Source organism: Micromonospora sp. AKA38 (assembly GCF_027925725.1).
Lineage (GTDB): Bacteria > Actinomycetota > Actinomycetes > Mycobacteriales > Micromonosporaceae > Micromonospora.
Genome location: NZ_BNEI01000003.1, coordinates 766278 through 785236 on the forward strand (window position 1 = coordinate 766278; position 18959 = coordinate 785236).

General features: G+C 72.4%; 17 protein-coding genes and 2 pseudogenes. 12 read left to right on the forward strand and 7 right to left on the reverse strand.

Annotated features, from left to right (window positions below):
* Window positions 1-8: 8 nt before the first annotated feature.
* Window positions 9-974 carry a C40 family peptidase gene (locus TPA0908_RS12070; RefSeq protein WP_281937466.1) on the forward strand — a complete coding sequence of 322 codons (966 nt, stop codon included), beginning with the start codon at window positions 9-11 and terminating at the stop codon, window positions 972-974.
* Window positions 975-1043: 69 nt separating this feature from the next.
* Here TPA0908_RS12070 and TPA0908_RS12075 read toward each other — a convergent pair whose 3' ends face one another.
* The 3 genes from TPA0908_RS12075 to TPA0908_RS12085 all read right to left on the reverse strand — a co-directional run bounded on the left by TPA0908_RS12075 (window position 1044) and on the right by TPA0908_RS12085 (window position 4344).
* Window positions 1044-2033 (reverse strand): sigma-70 family RNA polymerase sigma factor, encoded by a 990-nt coding sequence (locus tag TPA0908_RS12075; protein WP_281938564.1) that lies wholly within the window; start codon window positions 2031-2033, stop codon window positions 1044-1046.
* 452 nt (window positions 2034-2485) lie between these two features.
* Entirely contained in the window at window positions 2486-3433 is a 948-nt protein-coding gene (locus tag TPA0908_RS12080) for an N-acetylmuramic acid 6-phosphate etherase (RefSeq protein WP_281937467.1), read from the reverse strand.
* Window positions 3430-4344, reverse strand: coding sequence for a MurR/RpiR family transcriptional regulator (locus TPA0908_RS12085; protein WP_107157071.1), 915 nt, complete (start codon window positions 4342-4344; stop codon window positions 3430-3432). The genes TPA0908_RS12080 and TPA0908_RS12085 overlap by 4 nt, the downstream gene beginning before the upstream one ends.
* Before the next feature lie 259 nt (window positions 4345-4603).
* Between TPA0908_RS12085 and TPA0908_RS12090 the strand changes: the two genes are divergently transcribed.
* The gene (locus TPA0908_RS12090) at window positions 4604-5293 is read left to right on the forward strand and encodes an SDR family NAD(P)-dependent oxidoreductase (protein WP_281937470.1); all 690 of its coding nucleotides are present in this window, start codon (window positions 4604-4606) and stop codon (window positions 5291-5293) included.
* Here TPA0908_RS12090 and TPA0908_RS12095 read toward each other — a convergent pair.
* Window positions 5278-6006 (reverse strand): dTMP kinase, encoded by a 729-nt coding sequence (locus tag TPA0908_RS12095; RefSeq protein ID WP_281937472.1) that lies wholly within the window; start codon window positions 6004-6006, stop codon window positions 5278-5280. The genes TPA0908_RS12090 and TPA0908_RS12095 overlap by 16 nt on opposite strands.
* Before the next feature lie 136 nt (window positions 6007-6142).
* Here TPA0908_RS12095 and TPA0908_RS12100 point away from each other — a divergent pair.
* The 5 genes and pseudogenes from TPA0908_RS12100 to TPA0908_RS12120 all read left to right on the forward strand — a co-directional run.
* Window positions 6143-6727 (forward strand): annotated as a pseudogene (locus TPA0908_RS12100) (nucleotidyltransferase); the annotation flags it as partial.
* Window positions 6728-6783: 56 nt separating this feature from the next.
* On the forward strand, window positions 6784-6993 hold the full coding sequence (locus TPA0908_RS12105; RefSeq protein ID WP_281938565.1) for a hypothetical protein: 210 nt from the start codon (window positions 6784-6786) through the stop codon (window positions 6991-6993).
* Between the two features lie 10 nt (window positions 6994-7003).
* Window positions 7004-7781, forward strand: a pseudogene (locus TPA0908_RS12110) (metallophosphoesterase family protein).
* Window positions 7772-7918, forward strand: a complete 147-nt coding sequence (locus tag TPA0908_RS12115) for a GPGG-motif small membrane protein (protein ID WP_013288160.1) — start codon at window positions 7772-7774, stop codon at window positions 7916-7918. The pseudogene TPA0908_RS12110 and the gene TPA0908_RS12115 overlap by 10 nt, the downstream one beginning before the upstream one ends.
* A gap of 146 nt (window positions 7919-8064) precedes the next feature.
* Window positions 8065-8562, forward strand: coding sequence for a TspO/MBR family protein (locus TPA0908_RS12120; RefSeq protein ID WP_281937479.1), 498 nt, complete (start codon window positions 8065-8067; stop codon window positions 8560-8562).
* A 42-nt stretch (window positions 8563-8604) separates the two neighbouring features.
* On the opposite strand, the gene TPA0908_RS12125 is transcribed toward TPA0908_RS12120, so the two are convergent.
* Window positions 8605-9381, reverse strand: a complete 777-nt coding sequence (locus TPA0908_RS12125; protein ID WP_281937481.1) for a peptidoglycan DD-metalloendopeptidase family protein — start codon at window positions 9379-9381, stop codon at window positions 8605-8607.
* A gap of 237 nt (window positions 9382-9618) precedes the next feature.
* Between TPA0908_RS12125 and TPA0908_RS12130 the strand changes: the two genes are divergently transcribed.
* The 5 genes from TPA0908_RS12130 to TPA0908_RS12150 all read left to right on the forward strand — a co-directional run bounded on the left by TPA0908_RS12130 (window position 9619) and on the right by TPA0908_RS12150 (window position 15860).
* On the forward strand, window positions 9619-10959 hold the full coding sequence (locus TPA0908_RS12130) for an ABC transporter substrate-binding protein (RefSeq protein WP_281937483.1): 1341 nt from the start codon (window positions 9619-9621) through the stop codon (window positions 10957-10959).
* Between the two features lie 73 nt (window positions 10960-11032).
* Window positions 11033-12082 (forward strand): carbohydrate ABC transporter permease, encoded by a 1050-nt coding sequence (locus TPA0908_RS12135; protein WP_281937485.1) that lies wholly within the window; start codon window positions 11033-11035, stop codon window positions 12080-12082.
* Between the two features lies 1 nt (window position 12083).
* Window positions 12084-13043 (forward strand): carbohydrate ABC transporter permease, encoded by a 960-nt coding sequence (locus TPA0908_RS12140; RefSeq protein ID WP_281937487.1) that lies wholly within the window; start codon window positions 12084-12086, stop codon window positions 13041-13043.
* A gap of 65 nt (window positions 13044-13108) precedes the next feature.
* Window positions 13109-14179, forward strand: a complete 1071-nt coding sequence (locus TPA0908_RS12145) for a LacI family DNA-binding transcriptional regulator (RefSeq protein WP_281937489.1) — start codon at window positions 13109-13111, stop codon at window positions 14177-14179.
* A gap of 40 nt (window positions 14180-14219) precedes the next feature.
* Window positions 14220-15860: a glycoside hydrolase family 13 protein gene (locus TPA0908_RS12150; protein WP_281938567.1), complete on the forward strand. Its 1641-nt coding sequence runs from the start codon at window positions 14220-14222 to the stop codon at window positions 15858-15860.
* A 59-nt stretch (window positions 15861-15919) separates the two neighbouring features.
* Here the strand turns inward: TPA0908_RS12150 and TPA0908_RS12155 are convergent, their stop codons facing one another.
* Together TPA0908_RS12155 and TPA0908_RS12160 are read right to left on the reverse strand one after the other, a co-directional pair.
* Entirely contained in the window at window positions 15920-17359 is a 1440-nt protein-coding gene (locus tag TPA0908_RS12155; protein ID WP_281937491.1) for an MFS transporter, read from the reverse strand.
* Between the two features lie 106 nt (window positions 17360-17465).
* Entirely contained in the window at window positions 17466-18956 is a 1491-nt protein-coding gene (locus TPA0908_RS12160) for a xylulokinase (protein WP_281937493.1), read from the reverse strand.
* Between the last annotated feature and the right edge of the window lie 3 nt (window positions 18957-18959).

Here is an 18959-nt window from a genome sequence, read left to right on the forward strand (position 1 = left end):
TTCCGCTCTTGTCGTCCTTACGGATGCTGCTCCGCTCGCTGGCGGTGGCCGGCCTGTCGGCCGCGCTGCTCGCCCCGGCGTCGGTGGCTCGGGCCGAGCCCACCCCCGCCGAGCTGACGAAGCAGATCGAGAAGTCCTCGACTGAGCTGGAGCGAATCGTCGAGTCCTACAACAAGCTCAACGAGGACATCAAGGCCAACAAGGCCGAGGCCGCCACGTTGGCGGCCAAGATCGGCCCGTTGCAGGAACAGGCCGAGCGGAGCCGCGCCGACGTGGCCGTGCTGGCCGCCACGGCGTACAAGACCGGCGGCATGCGCACCGCGGCGGCGCTGCTGGAGCCGGGCGGCACCGCCGCGCTGCCGGAACGGTTGGGCACGCTCGACCAGCTCACCCGCCAGCGGCAGCGCACCATCACCGGCTTCACCGCCGACCAGCGCCGGCTGATCGACCAGAAGACCAAGCTGGACGTCACGCTGGCCCGGGAGGCGGCGCAGGCCAAGCAGCTCGCCGCCGGTAAGAAGCGGATCGAGGGGGACCTGTCCCGCCTCTACGAGATGCGCCGCCAGGCGTACGGGCGGGCCACCGAGGCGCCGGCCAAGGCGAGTTCGGCGGGTAAGCCGCCGGCCGTCTCCGGCAAGGCCGGGGTGGCGGTGCGGTACGCCTACGGCGCGGTCGGCAAGCCGTACGGGTGGGGTGCCGAGGGCCCCGGCAGCTACGACTGCTCGGGCCTGACGCTGGCCGCCTGGCGGGCCGCCGGGAAGTCGCTGCCGCACAACGCGGCGGCCCAGTGGAGCGCCACGACCAGGATCAGCCGCAGCGCGCTGCAACCGGGTGACCTGGTGTTCTACTCCGGGCTCGGGCACGTCGCCCTCTACGTCGGCGGCGGTCAGATCATCGACGCGCCCAGCGCGGGCCGCAACGTCAGCAAACGCGGCATGAACATCATGTCGATCGCCGGTTACGGCCGGGTCTGATCCACGGCAGCGAAACGGCCGGCGTCCCCCTGTCGGACGCCGGCCGTTTCGTCGTTCATTACTACCAGGTCAGGCCGCCTGTAGCCCCTCAGCGCGGGCCAGCTCGCGGAGCCGGCCGAGGGCCTGGATCTCGAGCTGGCGGATCCGCTCCCGGGAGAGCGAGAACCGGGAGGCGACCTCGGTCAGCGAGTGCTCCCGCCCGTCCTCCAGGCCGTAGCGGGCCCGCATGATGCCGGCCGACCGGTCGTCGAGGTGGTTGAGCAGCCCCTCGATCCGCTGCCGCTCCAGGCCGGTGAGCACGATCTCCTCCGGCGACGGGGCGTCGCTGTCGGCGACCAGGTCACCGAGGTTGGTGTCGCCGTCGTCGCCCACCGGGGTGTCCAGCGAGACGGTGTCCTGCGACCAGCGGACCAGCTCGTTCACCCGCTCGACGGTGACGCCGAGCGAGGCCGCGATCTGCTCCGGCTCGGGGTCGGCGCCCAGCTCGCGGGTGAGCTGCCGGGCCACGTTGCGCATCCGGTTGACGTCCTCCACCAGGTGCACGGGCAGCCGTACGGTCCGCTCCTGCTGGGCGATCGCCCGGCTGATCGCCTGCCGGATCCACCAGGTCGCGTAGGTGGAGAACTTGAAGCCCCGCTCGTAGTCGAACTTCTCGACCGCCCGGACCAGGCCGGTGTTGCCCTCCTGGATCAGGTCCAGCATGGGCATGCCGGAGCGCACGTAGCGCCGGGCGATGGAGACGACCAGCCGCAGGTTCGCGCGGATGAACAGGTCCTTCGCCCGCTCGCCGTCGGCGACCACGCGCTCCAGCTCCTCCCGGGTGGCCCCGTCGGGGATCCGGTCGGAGTCGATCAGGTGCTCGGCGTAGAGGCCGGCCTCGATCGACTTGGAGAGGTCCACCTCCCGGGCGGCGTCCAGCAGCGGCGTCCGGGAGATCTCGTGCAGGTAGACGCCGACCAGGTCCCGCTCCTCGGCGACCTCGTCGGTACGCATGCCGATGTTCTTGTCCACGATTGCCACGGTCCCCTCGCTCGCGCCGGTTGCCCGGTTCCTTGCCATCCCCACGTTCATCAGCCCTCCCCGTAACCTCCGCTGTGCCCGTAGGTGCTGACACCTACACAACAGATGTGACGTGTCGGGGATTCCATGCCGTGAGTCGAAACTGTCACGAATGCCTGAGTGCTAGCTGAGAGCCCGGTCCATGTTTCCTGTCAGGACCCCTGCTCGGCGGTCTGCGGACCCCCCGGTGGACGCGGCCCGGAGCAGCGGAATCGCCGTCACCCATGGAATGGCACCATTGCGTTTTCCATGAACACAGCGAGCCGCGTCACCGCCGCTCTGGGATCCTGGTCACTGCGTGATACGCGCCCGTGGACCGGTGGGTTCAGCCACGGGAAGGATTACCCTCCGCCTCGTTGAACAATCCGCACGGGGAGAGCCGTCCCCTCCCGCCACGTGATACGCGTCGCACCCGCCGGGCGGATGCGCCCGGCGGGTGGGATCGGGTGGAATCAGGAGGCGAGCAGGGCCAGGGCGCCGCGGACCTGGTCGGCGGCGCGGGCCAGGGCGGCCCGGGCGGCGGGCACCTCGGCGCCGGAGACCAGCGAGACGAGGGCGGTCTTGAGGTCGCCGTCGGCCTCCCGCAACGCGACCGCGCAGACCTCCTCGGCGCAGCCGGTGGCCTCCACCAGGATCGAGATCATCCGGCCGCGCAGCTTGGCGTTGGTGGCCACCATGTCGATCATCAGGTTCGAGTAGACCCGGCCGAGACGCACCATCACGGCCGTGGAGAACGTGTTGAGCACCAGCTTCTGCGCGGTGCCGGCCTTCATCCGGGTCGACCCGGTGACCACCTCGGGTCCGGTGTCCACCCCGATGAACACGTCCACCGACGTGGCGGCCTCGGCCTCCGGATTCGCGCAGAGCAGCACCGTCCCGGCACCCTGGGACCGGGACGCGGCGAGCGCCCCGAGGACGTACGGGGTGCGCCCGCTGGCCGCCAGGCCGACCACCAGGTCCCCGGCGCGGACACACTTGGCGGCCTCGGCGGCGCCGCCACGCTCGTCGTCCTCGGCGTCCTCGACGGCCCGCCACATGGCCTCCGGGCCGCCCGCCAGGTGGGCGCAGAACCAGTGCCGGGGCGAGTTGAACGTGGGGGCCAGCTCGGCCGCGTCCAGCACGCCCAGGCGGCCGGAGGTGCCGGCACCGAAGTAGTGCACCCGGCGTCCGGCGCGCAGCGCGGCCACGGCCAGGTCGACGGTCTCGGCGATCTCGTCCAGCACGGCGGCCACCGCGGCCGGCACCCGCCGGTCGGCCTCGTTGATCACGGCGAGCACGTCCCGGGTCGACATCAGGTCTAGGTCGACGCTGTGCGGGTTGCGCCGTTCGGTCGGCGCGCCGACCCGCACCACCGGACGCACCGTGGTCACCTCGTCCCGCTCCACCCGACCCGCCGTCATGCCCGCCTCCGCCCGGGACCCACCCGACGCGACTGGACCGCCTCGGCGGTGGCTTCGAGGGCCTTCTTGGTGCGGGCCCGGCTCCGGGCGGCCACCCCGACGAAGAGGCAGTCGACCACGGTGAGCTGGGCCAGCCGGCTGGCCGTCGCGCCGGACCGGTAGGTCGTCTCCCGGGCGGCGGTGGTGAGCACGTGGTCCGCGACCTCGGTGATCGGTGAGCGGGGGAAGTTGGTGAGCGCCACCGTGGTGGCGCCGCGCGCCCGGGCCTGCTCCAGCACCTCGATCACGTCGGACGTGGTGCCGGTGTGGGAGATGCCGACCGCGACGTCGCCGCGGCCCAGCAGCGCGGCGGAGGTGAGCGCGGTGTGCACGTCCGGGAAGTAGAACGCGATGCGGCCGATGCGGTGCAGCTTCTGCTGGAAGTCCGAGGCGACGAAGCCGCTGGCGCCCGCGCCGTAGACGTCGATCCGGCCGGCCGCGCCGATCGCCTCGACCACCCGCTCGCAGACCGCCGGGTCGAGCTGCTCGGCGGTTTCCTCGACGGCCCGTGCGTCGTTGAACGCGATGGTGGCGATGATCTGGGCCAGGTCGGCGCCGGGCGGGATGTCGCCGCCGACGACCCGCGCGTCCGGCGGCTCGACCCGACGGGCGGCCTCGGCGGCGAGCCGGATCCGCAGCTGGGGGTAGCCGTTCATGCCGACCGAGCGGCAGAACCGGATCACGGTCGCCTCGGATGTCTCGGCGGCGGTGGCGAGGTCGGTGATCGTGCGCCGGGCCGCGTCCGCCGGATCGGCGACGACCAGCCGGGCCACCCGCTGCTCGGCCGGGGACAGCGAGGGCAGGAGGCCGCTGATGTGGACGATCAGTCCACCGGGCTCGTGACTCGCAGAAATCTTCGGACTCTTCGCCACGGATGAAACTTACTTTCACTGGGCGTAAGCGTCAACCATGACGCCGCGTATCGGGAAATTTACCGCCATCCGCGCCCGATCCCCGTGCCCAGGGTCCCATCACCGCAGCCCGGCCGCCTCCTCCGGTCCGGTCGACTCGCGCCCGCCGGAGGATCGTCCGATCGACCGCACGCCGTCCTTTCGGCCCGGACGGCCGCCGCCGAAGCACCGGTCAGCCGGCCGAACCGCCCCGCACGCGCCCGGCGGCTAACGTGTGGCCATGGCGGATCGGACGGTGCTGGTGACCGGAGGCACGGGTGGGCTCGGCGGCGCGGTCACCGCCGCGTTCCTGCGGGACGGCTGGCGGGTGGTCGTACCCGGTCGGGAGGGCGGCCCGACGACGACCGAGCCGTCCGGTCCGGTCCCCGTGGTGGCGGACCTGCTCACTCCCGAAGGGGCCGCGCGGGCGGTGACGACAGCCACCGCCGAGCCCGCGGCGCCGCTGCGCGCCGTGGTCAACCTCGTCGGCGGGTACGCCAGCGGCGGGCTGGTGCACGAGACGCCGGTCGAGGAGTTCGAGCGGATGCTGCGGATCAACCTGCGCCCCACCTACCTGGTCACCCAGGCGGCGCTGCCGCACCTGGTCGCGGCCGGCGGCGGCGCGGTGGTCTGCGTGTCGGCGCGGGCGGCGGTGGCCCCGTTCCCCGGCGCGGCCGGCTACGCCACCGCCAAGGCCGCCGTGCAGGCGTTCGCGAACGCGATCGCGGTGGAGTACCGACCGCGTGGGGTGCGCTGCAACACGGTGCTGCCCAGCGTCATCGACACCCCGGCCAACCGGGCCGCCCAGCCCGAGGCGGACCACCGGCGGTGGGTGCCGCCGGCCGAGATCGCGGCGGTGATCCGCTTCCTGGCCGGCGCGGAGTCCGCCCCGACGAGCGGCGCGAGCGTCCCGGTCTACGGGCGGGCCTGAGCCGGCACCGGGCCGTCCCGGCCGCCGCCCGACGGGCGCGGGGTGCCGTCCGGCGACGGGCCGGCGAGTGTGGACGGGTCGTCCGGCAGCCACTCGCTCAGGTGCGCCCGGATCCGGCGGGACACCTCCTCCGGCGGGCCGCTGCCGTCCACCACCACGAAGCCGGCGTACTCCGGCAGCGCCCGGTAGGCCGCGTCGGCGGCGGTGAGCCACCGCATGCTCTCGTGGTCGGTGCCGCGCCGCTCGATCCGCCGGTACGCCTCGGCCGGGTCCACGGTCAGCAGGATGGTGACCCGGGGCGGCGGGAAGATCCGGTAGCCGGCCCGGGCCAGCCGCTCCCAGCGCTGCCCACCGTGCGCCCGGATGCTGGCGTACTGGCAGACGGACCACCGGTCCATCACCGCCGTGCGGCCGGTCGCCAGGCAGCTCAGCAGCGCGAGCGCGATGGCCAGCCACCGCAGCACGGACTCGACCGCGAGCAGGCCGTCGCGCCCGACGAGGCGTTGCGCGTCCGGGCGGCCGACCCGTTGGGCGAGCCGGCCGAGCCAGCGTCGACCGCCGGCGTTGCGGTGGTAGGTGGCCCGGTGGCCGGCCGCGGTCAGCGCCTCGGCGAGCAGGTGGGCCTGGGTGGTCTTGCCCGAGCCGTCGATACCGATCAGGGCGACGGTGCGCAGTCGGGCTCCGCCGCGCCGCGTCCGCAGTGAGCTGGCCACCTCCCCGAGGTTATCCGACGGATGCTCGCAAGCGCCCTTTTGTCGTGTTCCTCCCCAGGTGGATGCGGAAGGTGTGACCGGAGCGTCCGCCGGGTAGGCAACTCAATCTCACCGCCCACGACGACGACGGGAGAGCCAGATGGCCGAGCGCGGGGACGAGACCCTGGTCCACACGCTGAAGAAGGTCGCCGCCGTGCTCAAGCAGTCCGAGATCCCGTTCGCCCTGGGCGGCAGCTTCGCCGTGTACGCCCACGGCGGCCACTCCAGCGACCACGACGTCGACTTCCTGCTCCGCGAGGCCGACGTCGACCGGGCGCTGGAGGCGCTGGTCGAGGCCGGCTTCACGGCCGAGCGCCCGCCGGAGGACTGGCTGGTCAAGGTCTACGACGAGGGCCGGATGGTGGACCTGATCCACCGGCCGATCGAGACCCCGGTGACCGAGGAGACCTTCGCCGACACCATCGTGCGGCCGGTCGACGCGATCCACATGCCGGTGCTCTCGGCCAGCCAGCTCATGGTGCACAAGCTGCTCAGCTTCTCCCAGCACTACTGCGACTTCGCCCGCGCCCTGCCGCTCGCCCGCTCGCTGCGGGAACAGATCGACTGGGACCGGGTACGCAAGGAAACGCAGCACTCGCCGTACGCGGAGGCGTTCCTGGTGCTGCTCGACCGGCTGGACGTGCTGCCCGACGGCGTGCCCGGCGGAAGGGAGACCCCGTGACCGGACAGCCCGGCGACGTGCCGCCCGACGAGTACGTCGAGGCGGAGATCCAGAACATGCTGGCGGAGGACCCGTCCGTGGCCGAGCAGGGCATCACGGTGCTGCGCCGCGAGCGCGGGCTGGTGCTCTCCGGCGAGGTGGAGAGCCCGCACCGGCGCGAGGAGATCCTGCGGCGGGTGGCCGAGCGCTTCCCGGACACGCCGGTGACCAGCGACATCGGTGTGATCCGTACGCAGGCGCCCACCCAGGTGGAGGAACTGCCGTGAGGGAGGTTCGATGGTGATCCGGATCGCCGCCGTCGGCGACGTGCACGTGGACGAGGACGTGGTGGGCCGGTTCCGTCCGGCGCTGGAGGAGCTGCCGGACTGCGCCGACGTGCTGCTGCTCGCCGGCGACCTGACCCGGCACGGCACGGAGGCCGAGGCGCGCTGCGTGGCGCGGGAGTTCGGCGATCTCGGCGTGCCGGTGATCAGCGTGCTCGGCAACCACGACCACCAGTGCGACCAGGTGCCGCAGGTGGTCAAGGTGCTCCAGGACGCCGGGATCACCGTGCTGGAGGGCACCGGCACGGTGCTGGAGTGCCCCGGGGGGCGGCTGGGCGTGGCCGGTGTGAAGGGCTTCGGCGGCGGGTTCGCCGGGCGCTGCGCCAGCGACTTCGGCGAGCCGGAGATGAAATCGTTCGTGCGGACCACCCGGGAGAGCGCCGACGCGCTGGCGGCCGCGCTGCTCGCGCTGGAGTGCGACGCGCTGGTCGCGCTCACCCACTACGCCCCCGTGCCGGACACGCTCGCCGGCGAGCCGCTGGAGATCTACCCGTTCCTCGGCTGTTACCAGCTCGGGCAGGCGATCGACTCGGCGCCCACCGCACTGGCCCTGCACGGGCACGCCCACCACGGCACCGAGCGCGGCACCACGCCGGGCGGGGTGCGGGTCCGTAACGTCGCGCACCCCGTGATCAAGCAGGCCTACAGCGTCTTCCACCTCGGGGATCAGGTCGACTGAGAGGGAGGTTTCCGGGATCGGGCCGGCGGGTATCCAGCCGCCATGGAGCTGATTCTCTGGATTCTCGCAGTCGTACTCGTGGTCGCCGGAATTCTTGCCCTCTTCCGCCGACAGATCCTCTGGGGCATCGTCCTCATCGTCGTGGGCCTGCTGGTCGGCCCGGGTGGTGTCAGCATCTTCAACACGTAACCGCCCGTCCGCAGCACCCGAGACCCGCCGGGGTCGTCGGGCCCGGCGCTCTGTCCTCCCAGACCGGAGCGTCCGGACCCGACGATCCCGGCGTTTTCCGTATCCGGCGGGGTTTGCCTCCCCCGGCCAGCGGCAATATCTCGACCATGGAGATGTCGCAACGCGCCGGCCGGCGTACCGGCGGGGCCCGGAAGTGGTGGGCGCTGCTCGGCTTCGGCGCCGCCACGTTCGCCGCCGCCGCCATCGGCGGGCTGGGCGTCCGGGGCACCTCCGCGGAGTACCAGAGCCTGGAACAGCCCGCCTGGGCGCCGCCGTCGTGGCTGTTCGGCCCGGTGTGGACCGTGCTGTACGCGCTGATCGCGATCGCCGGCTGGCTGGTCTGGCGCCGGGTCGGGTTCGGCCCCGCGCTCTGGGCCTGGTGCGTCCAACTGGTGCTCAACGCGGTCTGGACGCCGCTCTTCTTCGGCGCCGGCCGCTACGGGCTGGCGTTCGCCGAGATCGTGCTGATGTGGCTGGCGATCGGCGTGACCGTGGCGTTGTTCCGGCGGGTGTCCCGGCCGGCGACGCTGCTGATGCTGCCGTACTGGGCGTGGGTCACGTTCGCCGCCGCGCTCAACTTCGCCATCTGGCGACTGAACGCCTGACCGGGGCGGGCGCGGGAGCCGACGCCCCCGCGCCCACCGGGGTCAGCAGCGGGGCACGCCGGGGATGTACCCGTCGTAACCGGTGTAGACGTACGCGTCGGAGATGAACCGGCCGGAGCCGATCCGGTCCCAGATGGAGGTGGTGCCGTACGTGCCGGTGACGCTGGTGCCGCTGGTCTGGCAGTAGATCGTCACCTTGGCCCCGTCGGCCACCGTACCCACCGCGCTGTAGCCGGTGCCCGGCCCGGAGCGGACCGTCAGGGCCGTGCCGGCGGTGTTCACCGTGCCGGCCCCGGTGTCCGCGCCGGCGCAGCCGTTGTCACTGGTGTAGGTCTTCGTGCCCCAGTAGAGGGCCTGCGCGCCGTTGAAATTGATCTTCACGGCGCTGCCGTTCGAGCGCTGCTCGTAGTGCAGGTGCGGGCCGGTGGAGCCGCCGGTGGTGCCGACGTACCCGATCACCCGGCCGTAGCCGACGGTCTGCCCGACCGAGACGTTGAACGCGTTGAGGTGCGCGTAGTAGGTCGTCCAGCCGCCGCCGTGGTTGATCCGGACGTACTTGCCGTAGCTCGTGTCACCGAGGTTCGTCACCACGTCGACGGTGCCGGGCGCGCTGGCCACCACCGGGTCGCCGAGGTCGTCGGTGCGGTTGAAGTCGATCGCGTTGGCCGGGCTGTGATTGGTCCGCGTCTGGCCGGACCAGGACTGGTTGCACGGGAACGGAACCTTGAACGTCGGCGCGGCCATCGCCGGCGCCGCCGGGACCAGGGTCGCGGCCAGGACCGCCACACCCGCCGCCAGACTGAGCCACCGCTTGCGCATCCACTACCTCCTATGTTGAAAGTCTTCAATCTGATACGGACAGCGTGGCAGAAAGTTCCGTTCGACGGAAGATCCCTGGGAGCGCGCCCAGTGCCGGTGTCCGAATTTCGGGATTGTTACCGGGCCGTGTCCGGCCGGGGGTGGACCGGACGGGATGCAAGCGCTTACATGTGGGGACGACCATCGGACCGGCGCGCATTCGATTTCCCCCACGCGCCGGCAAGGAAGGAGATCGGCATGGCGTTTGCCAGATCGCGCCAGGCTCTCGCGGTCACCGGCGTGCTGGGGCTGGCGCTCGGCGTCGCCGCCTGCGGGACCGGCAACGACAAGAAGAGCGACAAGGCGGGCTCGGCGGAGTGCGCCGCATACGAGAAGTACCAGGGCCACGACGGCAAGAAGGTCTCGATCTACTCGTCGATCCGGGACATCGAGGACGAGCGCCTCCAGCAGTCCTGGAAGGAGTTCGAGGACTGCACCGGCATCGAGATCGACCACGAGGGCTCCGGCGAGTTCGAGGCCCAGCTCCCCGTCCGGGTGGACGGCGGCAACGCCCCCGACATCGCCTTCATCCCGCAGCCGGGCCTGCTCAAGCGGTTCGTCGACTCCGGCAAGCTCAAGCCGGCCAGCGCCGACACCAAGGCCATGGCCGAGCAGAACTACTCCCCCGACTGGCTGAAGTACAGCACCGTCAACGGGCAGTTCTACGGCGCCCCGCTCGGCTCCAACGTGAAGTCCTTCGTGTGGTACTCGCCGAAGACCTTCAAGGAGAAGGGCTGGTCGGTCCCGACCACCTGGCAGGAGCTGATCGAACTCAGCGACAAGATCGCGGCGAGCGGCACCAAGCCGTGGTGCGCGGGCATCGAGTCCGGTGACGCCACCGGCTGGCCGGCCACCGACTGGATCGAGGACGTCCTGCTGCGCACCGGCGGGCCCGAGGTCTACGACAAGTGGACCACCCACGGCATCCCGTTCAACGACCCGCAGATCGCCACCGCCGTCAACCAGGCGGGCACCATCCTGAAGAACGAGAAGTACGTCAACGGTGGCTTCGGCGGCGTGAAGAGCATCGCCACCACCTCGTTCCAGGAGGCCGGCGCGCCGGTTCTCACCGGCAAGTGCGCGCTGCACCGCCAGGCGTCCTTCTACGCCAACCAGTGGGCGAAGGGCACCAAGGTGGCCGAGGACGGCGACGTCTTCGCGTTCTACTTCCCGGCCATCGACCCGGCCAAGGGCAAGCCGGTGCTGGGCGGCGGCGAGTTCGTCGCGGCCTTCGCCGACCGGCCCGAGATCCAGGCGGTGCAGACCTACCTGGCCTCCGGCGAGTACGCCAACAGCCGCGCCAAGATCGGTGACTGGGTGTCCGCGAACAAGAAGCTGGACATCAACAACGTCCCGAACCCGGTGGACAAGCTCTCCGTGGGCATCCTCCAGGACCCGAAGACCGTCTTCCGGTTCGACGGCTCGGACCTGATGCCGGCCGCGGTCGGCGCCGGCACGTTCTGGAAGGGCATGGTGGCCTGGATCAACGGCAAGGACACCACCACCGTCCTGAACGACATCGAGGGCAGCTGGAAGTGATCCGCGTGGGTGGCCCGGTCCGTGTGCACGGGCCGGGCCACCCGCCCGCATCCGAACCCTTGAGGGAGGGTTGATGGAGTTCGACTTCGCGGCGGAACAGCCGAAGTTCCTCATGCTGATGTACGGGCTGATCGCTTTCGTCGCGGTGGTGGGCGGGCTGCTCCTGCTCCTCGACGTGGTGCCGACGTGGTTCGCCCGGCGCCGGGAGGCGCAACTGGTCGCGGTCGCGGCGGGCGGCGGACCGGCACCCCGGCGGCGCAAGCCGCGCGAGGGCGCCTTCGCGTTCTTCTTCCTGCTGCCGACGCTGCTGCTGCTGACCGTCGGGCTGGTGATCCCGGCCGTCCGCACCACGCTGCTCTCGTTCATGGACTCGGGCAGCACCGACTGGGTGGGGCTGGACAACTACGCCTGGATGTTCGCCGAGGACTCGATCGTCCGGGTGCTGCTCAACACCCTGGTCTGGGTGCTCCTGGTGCCGCTGCTGGCCAGCGCGTTCGGCCTGATCTACGCGGTCCTGGTGGACAAGGCCCGGTTCGAGTCGGCGGCCAAGTCGCTGATCTTCCTGCCGATGGCGATCTCGTTCGTGGGCGCCGCCATCATCTGGAAGTTCGTCTACGCCTACCGGGGCGACGGGCAGGAGCAGATCGGCCTGCTCAACCAGATCGTGGTCAGCCTGGGCGGCGAGCCGAAGCAGTGGCTGTTGGACTCGCCGCTGAACACGCTCCTGCTCATCGTGATCATGATCTGGATCCAGGCCGGCTTCGCCATGGTGGTGCTCTCCGCGGCCATCAAGGCCATCCCGGCGGACATCATCGAGGCGGCCCGGCTGGACGGGACCACCGCGTGGCAGATGTTCTGGCGGATCACCATGCCGAGCATCCGGCCGGCGCTGATCGTGGTGGTGGTGACGATCTCCATCGCCACGCTCAAGGTCTTCGACATCGTCCGGACCGCCACCAACGGCAACTACGACACCAGCGTGATCGCGAACGAGATGTACAACCAGGCGTTCCGGTACGGCGAGAACGGCCAGGGCTCGGCGCTCGCGGTCTTCCTGTTCGTCCTGGTCCTGCCGCTCGTGATCTACCAGATCCGCAACCTGCGCAAGCAGCGGGAGGGCTGAGATGACCACCGCCACGCCCACCGTCGGAGCCGGCGTCCAGGCGACCGGGCCGACCACCCGGGCCGCCCGGGTCCGCAAGCGGCTGAACAGCCGCACCGCCACGCTTGTCTCGATCGTGCTCGCGCTGCTCTGGACGGTCCCGACCTTCGGCCTGTTCGTCTCCTCGTTCCGGCCCGAGGACCAGATCAAGACCACCGGCTGGTGGACGTTCTTCCGCGACCCCCAGTTCACCTTCCAGAACTACCAGGACGTGCTGTTCAGCAGCGGATCGTCGGGGCAGCTCGCCAGCTACTTCATCAACTCGCTGGCGATCACCATCCCGTCGGTGCTGTTCCCGATCGCGTTCGCCTCGCTGGCCGCGTACGCGCTGGCCTGGATCAACTTCAGGGGTCGGGACTGGCTCTACATCGGGATCTTCGCGTTGCAGATCGTGCCGTTGCAGATGGCGCTCGTGCCGCTGCTGCGGTTCTTCTCCACCGGCGTCACCATCGCCGGGGTCCAGGTCCTCCCCGCGTGGGACCTGGTCGACGAGCAGAAGTTCGCCCAGGTGTGGTTCGCGCACACCTGCTTCGCGCTTCCGTTCGCCGTCTACCTGCTGCACAACTTCATCTCGCAGCTCCCCGGCGACCTGATGGAGGCGGCCCGGGTCGACGGCGCCACCCACCCGAAGATCTTCCGCACCATCGTGCTGCCGCTGATCACCCCGGCGCTGGCGGCGATCGGCATCTTCCAGTTCCTCTGGGTCTGGAACGACCTGCTGGTCGCGCTGATCTTCGCCGGTGGCGGCGACGAGACCGCCCCGCTGACCGTCCGGCTCGCCGAACTGGCCGGCACCCGGGGCAACGAGTGGCAGCGGCTCACGGCCGGCGCGTTCGTGTCGATCGTCGTACCGCTGATCGTCTTCCTGTCCCTCCAGCGCTACTTCGTGCGGGGCCTGCTCGCCGGCAGCGTCAAGGGTTGATCCACCGTCCCGCCGCCGCCGGCACACCGGCGGCGGCGGGACACGGGTCGCAGCGGGGAGCCACGATGACCAAGATTGACGACGTCGCCCGCCTGGCCGGGGTCTCCACGGCCACCGTCTCCCGCGCGTTGCGCGGCCTGCCGACGGTCTCGGCCGCCACCCGCCGCCGGGTCCTCGCCGCCGCCGAGCAACTCCAGTACGCGGTCTCGCCCAGCGCCTCCCGGCTCGCCGGCGGGCGGACCGGCACCGTCGCCGTGGTGGTCCCGCGGATCACCAGGTGGTTCTTCGGCACTGTGGTGGAGGCGGTCGAGGACTCCCTCCAGCAGCACGGCTACGACACGCTGCTCTACAACCTCGGTGGCCGGGAACAGACCCGCCAGCGGGTGCTGCGGACGGCCAGCCTGCACAAGCGGGTGGACGCGATCATCCTGGTCGCCACGCCGCTGCGCGCGGCGGACGTGCACGCGCTCACCAAACTCGACCTGCCCGGCGTGACGATCAGCTCCGGCAGCGGAGTGCCCGGCTGGCCCTGCGTCCGGATCGACGACGTGGCCGCCGCCCGGACCGCCACCCGCCACCTGCTCGACCTCGGGCACACCCGGATCGCGCACATCTCCGGCGACCCGGACGACGAGCTGGCGTTCACCACCCACCTGGACCGGCGGCGCGGCTACCAGGAGGCGCTGCGCGCCGCCGGCCTCCGGCCCGACCCGAGCCTCGACGTCGAGTCCCAGTTCACCATCGACGGCGGCATCCACGCCACCGCCGAGCTGCTGGCCCGCGGCGAACCACCGACCGCCATCTTCGCCGCCTGCGACGAGATGGCGATGGGCGCGGTCAGCGCGCTGCGCGACGCCGGGCTGCGGGTGCCGCAGGACGTCAGCGTGATCGGCATCGACGACCACGACCTGGCCGGCGTGCTGGGGCTGAGCACCATCGCCCAACCCGCCGCCGACCAGGGGCGCCTCGCCGCCCGTATCCTGCTCGACCCGCTGGGGGCGGGCGCCGCCGACCCGTACCCCGGCCCGGTGCCGGCGCCGCGCGGGGCCGGCGGCGACGGACGGACGCCGACCTCGGTGATCCTCCCCACTCGGCTGGTCGTGCGGGACTCGACCGCGCCGCCCCGGGCACACTGAACGGACCCGTTCGTCAGGCATCCACGACAGGGAGAAGGCGCTGAACACCGACGCGACGCAGCAGGCCCCGGCCACCGGCTGGTGGACCGAGGCAGTCATCTACCAGGTCTACCCGCGCTCGTTCGCCGACTCCGACGGTGACGGCATCGGCGACCTCCCGGGCATCACCGCCCGCCTCGACCACCTCGCCGAACTGGGGGTCGACGCGGTCTGGCTGTCCCCGTTCTATCCGTCCCCGCAGGCCGACGCCGGCTACGACGTGGCCGACTACCGGGACGTCGACCCGCTCTTCGGCACGCTCGCCGACGCCGACAAGATGATCGCCGAGGCGAAGGCCCGCGGCCTGCGGGTGATCGTCGACCTGGTGCCCAACCACACCTCGTCCGCGCACCGCTGGTTCACCGCCGCGGTGGGCGCCGCGCCGGGCAGCCCGGAACGCCAGCGGTACGTCATCCGGGACGGCAAGGGGCCGGACGGCGCCGAGCCGCCGAACGACTGGGAGAGCGTGTTCGGCGGGCCGGCCTGGACCCAACTGCCCGACGGGCAGTGGTACCTCCACTTGTTCGACCCCGGCCAGCCGGACCTCAACTGGGACAACCCGGAGGTCCGCGAGGAGTTCCTCGGCGTGCTGCGCTTCTGGCTGGACCGTGGCGTCGACGGGTTCCGGGTGGACGTGGCGCACGGGCTGATCAAGCAGGCCGACCTGGCCGACTGGCAGGAGCCGCAGGAGATCCTCTCCGGCAACGAGGCGGACAAGCCCCGGCCGCCGATGTGGGACCAGGACGGCGTGCACGAGGTCTACCGGGAGTGGCGGCGGCTGCTCGACTCGTACGCCGGGGAGCGGGTCCTGGTCGCCGAGGCCTGGGTGGAGCCGGCCGAGCGGCTGGCCCGCTACGTCCGGCCGGACGAGATGCACCAGGCGTTCAACTTCGAGTACCTGATGGCCGCCTGGACCGCACCCGCCCAGTACGCGGTGATCACCCGCTCGCTGGAGGCCACCGACGCGGTCGGCGCGCCCACCACCTGGGTGCTGTCCAACCACGACGTGGTCCGGCACGCCTCCCGGCTCGGGCTGACCACCGGCGGCGGCCGGATGAACGGCATCGGCGTCGACGACCCGCAGCCGGACGTGGCGCTGGGCCTGCGCCGGGCCCGGGCGGCCAGCCTGCTGATGCTGGCGCTGCCCGGCTCGGCCTACCTCTACCAGGGCGAGGAGCTGGGGCTGCCGGAGCACACCACGCTGCCCGACGAGGCCCGGCAGGACCCGACCTGGGCGCGTAGCGGGCACACCCAGCGCGGCCGGGACGGCTGCCGGGTGCCGATCCCGTGGGAGGCCGACGCCCCGTCGTACGGCTTCGGCCCGACCGACGCGAGCTGGCTGCCCCAGCCGCCGATCTGGGCCGAGTACGCGCTGGACCGCCAGCGCGGGGTGCCCGGCTCGACGTACGAGCTGTACCGGACGGCGCTGCGCCTGCGCCGGGAGCACGGACTGGCCCGCGGCCCGATGCGCTTCCTCTCCTCCGGCGACGAGGTGCTCACGTTCACCAACGGCGACCTCACCGTGCTGACCAACTTCGGCCCCGAGCCCGCCCCGCTGCCCGCCGACGCAACGGTGCTGGCCACCAGCGCCCCCCTCACCGACGCCACGGTCCCCACCGACGTCACCGTCTGGCTGGCGTAAGGAGGGGCCCCCTGTTAACGCCTCCGGTATAGGCGGGGCCCCCTCTTGACACCCACCCGTTAAGAGGGGGCCCCTCCTTCGAGGCGGTCGAGGCGGTCGGCGCGGGCGTGCAGCAGGTCGTGCACCTGCGCGATGTCGCGGGGGGACGTCCGGGCCGCCAGCCAGTACATGATCCCGGTCGGGACGAAGAAGAGCTGGAACGCGGCCAGCCCGACCGCGTAGTTCAACGGCGGCGGGAACGCCACCCGCAGCGCGGCGAACGCCACCCCGACCAGCCCGTTGCCGGCCGCCCGGCCGACGCCGTTGACCAGGTTGCCGAGGCTGTAGACCGTGCCCCGGTGCTCGGGCGGGTTGACGTCGGCGATCAGCGCGAACCAGTTGGGCGAGTTGGCCGAGGTGAGCGCCAGCGCCACCACGGCGGTGAGCAGGCTCAGCCCGATCGTCGGCTCGGTCAGCACGCTGGACAGCACCGCCGCCACCACCGCCCCGGAGCTGCCGCCGTCCGGCACGTCGATGCGCAACGGCACGAAGAACAGGACCAGGTAGAACGGCACGGCCGCGAGGACGCCCACGGCCGCGACCCGGGCCCGACCGCTCGGGGTACGCCGTTGCAGCGCGTCGCCGACCAGCCCACCCACGATGGAGAGCACGCCGCCGAGCTGGAACAGCGTGGCGAAGACGCTGCCCACCACCACCGCGGTGGCCGCCGAGTAGCCCTGCGCCTCGGCCCGCTGGCTGAACAGCACCGGCAGCCAGACCAGCGAGCCGAACGCGGCCTGCGCGGTGAGCCCCTGGAGGATCAGCCAGCGGTTGGTCCGCCGGGCCAGGATCCGGGGCAGGTCGGCGCGGCTGATCCGGTAGTCGTACTCGCCACCGGCGTCCAACGCCTCGGCCAGCTCCGGCTCGCTCTGCCCGCGCCGGATGTCGTAGGTGAACAGGTACGCCATGGTGGCGGCCAGGCCGACGCCGGTCAGCAGCAGGAACGGTCGCCGCCAGTCGGTCGCGCCGAGCAGCCCGCCGACCAGCGTGCCGGCCAGCGTGCCGACGCCCTGGGACAGGCCCCAGAAGCTCATCACCAGGCCGCGGCGGCGCGGCGAGATCAGGTCGGTGACCACGGAGAAGCCCACCGAGCCGACCGCGCCCAGCCCGACCGCGGCGACGAGCTGGGCGACCAGGAACGTCGAGTAGTGCCCGGCCAGCGCGCTGCCGCCGGTGCCGGCCGCCCAGATCAGCGTGCCGACCATGAGCAGCGGCTTGCGGTTGGTGCGGTCCCCGACGTACGCCCAGCCCACCGCCGCCACGGCGCTGACCAGGAAGCTGACGGCGGTGACCAGGCCGAGCAGCCGCTGCGGCACGCCGAGCGCGCCGGAGATCGGCCCGTACAGCGGTGGCACCAGGCCGATCGCCACATTGTCCAGCGAGGCGAGCACGACGAAGACCACGACGCTGTAGAACCGGTGCGCCGCGTTCCCGCGCCGGGAGACCCTCGTGCCGCTCATGCCGGCAGCCAACCAGGCCCGCGCCCCTCGCGCAGCGCGACCCCCCGGTGCGCCCGGTGTTGAACGGGGCCCCTTCTATGCGGGAGGCGTTAACAGGGGCCCGTCCTTACCCCCGGGCCTGGGTGTAGTGGGTGCGGATGGTGGGGACCGGCTCGGCGGTGTACTCCTCGGTGTCGCCGATGGACCAGGTGGGCGGAGCGGTGCCGCCCAGCGCCACCCAGGCAGCCTGTCGGGCCGCGCCGTCCGCGACGTACTCGCCCGGCGGCGGGACCACCACCGGGCGGCCGAAGACCTGCGGCGCGATCCGCCGGACCGCGGCGGAACGGGCGCCGCCGCCGACCAGGATGATCCGGTCCGCGCGGGCGCCCTGCGCGAGCAGCGCGTCGAGGCCGTCGGCCAGCCCGCACAGCAGCCCCTCGACGGCGGCCCGGGCCAGGTGCGCCGGGGTCGAGGTGCCGAGCGTGAGACCGTGCAGGCTGCCGGTGGCGTGCGGCCGGTCCGGGGTCCGCTCCCCTTCCAGGTACGGCACCAGCACCAGCCCGTCCGCGCCGGCCGGGGCGGACAGCGCCAGCTCGCCGAGCGTGTCCAGGTCGACACCGAGCAGCGTCGCGGCGGCGTCCAGCACCCGGGCCGCGTTCAGCGTGGCGACCAGTGGCAGGAACCGCCCGGTGGCGTCCGCGAAGCCGGCCACCGCGCCGCTCGGGTCGGCGGCCGGGGCGTCGGCGACCGCGAAGACGGTGCCGGAGGTGCCGATCGAGACGATCACGTCGCCCGGACCGGCGCCGACGCCGAGGGCCGCGGCGGCGTTGTCCCCGGTGCCGGGGCCGAGCAGCGCCCGGCCGGCGACGCCGGACGGGCCGACCGCGCCGGCTGCCCCGCCGCCGGACGAGCGCGCGGCACCGGACGGGCCCGCGGCCGGACCGCCGTCGAGCGCCGTCGGGTCGAGGTGCCCCGCCGCCTCGGCCGGACCGAGCACCACCGGCACCCGAATCCGCCGGCCGAACGCCTGCTCCAGCAGGTCGAGCCGGTATTCCCCGCTACGCGGTGACCAGTAGCCGGTGCCGCTGGCGTCGCCCCTGTCGGTGCGCAGCGCGTCCAGCCCGGGCGCACCGGCCAGTTTCCAGGTCAGCCAGTCGTGGGGCAGGCAGACCGCGGCCACCCGGTCGGCGTTCGCCGGCTCGTGCCGGGCCAGCCAGCGCAGCTTGGTGGCGGTGAAGCTGGCCACCGGCACCGCGCCGGTGGCGTCGGCCCAGAACCGGCGGCCGGTCTCCCCGCCGCCGGCCTCCTCGACCAGTTCCCGGGCGGCGTCGGCAGATCGGGTGTCGTTCCACAACAGCGCCGGCCGGACCACCTCGCCCGACTCGTCCAGGCAGACCATGCCGTGCTGCTGGCCGCCGACCGAGACGGCGGCCACGTCGGCCAGCCCGCCGGCCTCCGCGACCGCGGCGCGCAGCGCGTCCCACCAGGCGTACGGGTCGACCTCGGTGCCGGCCGGGTGCGGCGCGCGGCCCTGCCGGACCAGCGCGCCGGTCTCCGCGTCCCGGACCACCACCTTGCAGGACTGGGTCGACGAGTCGACCCCGGCGACGAGCGGCATGGC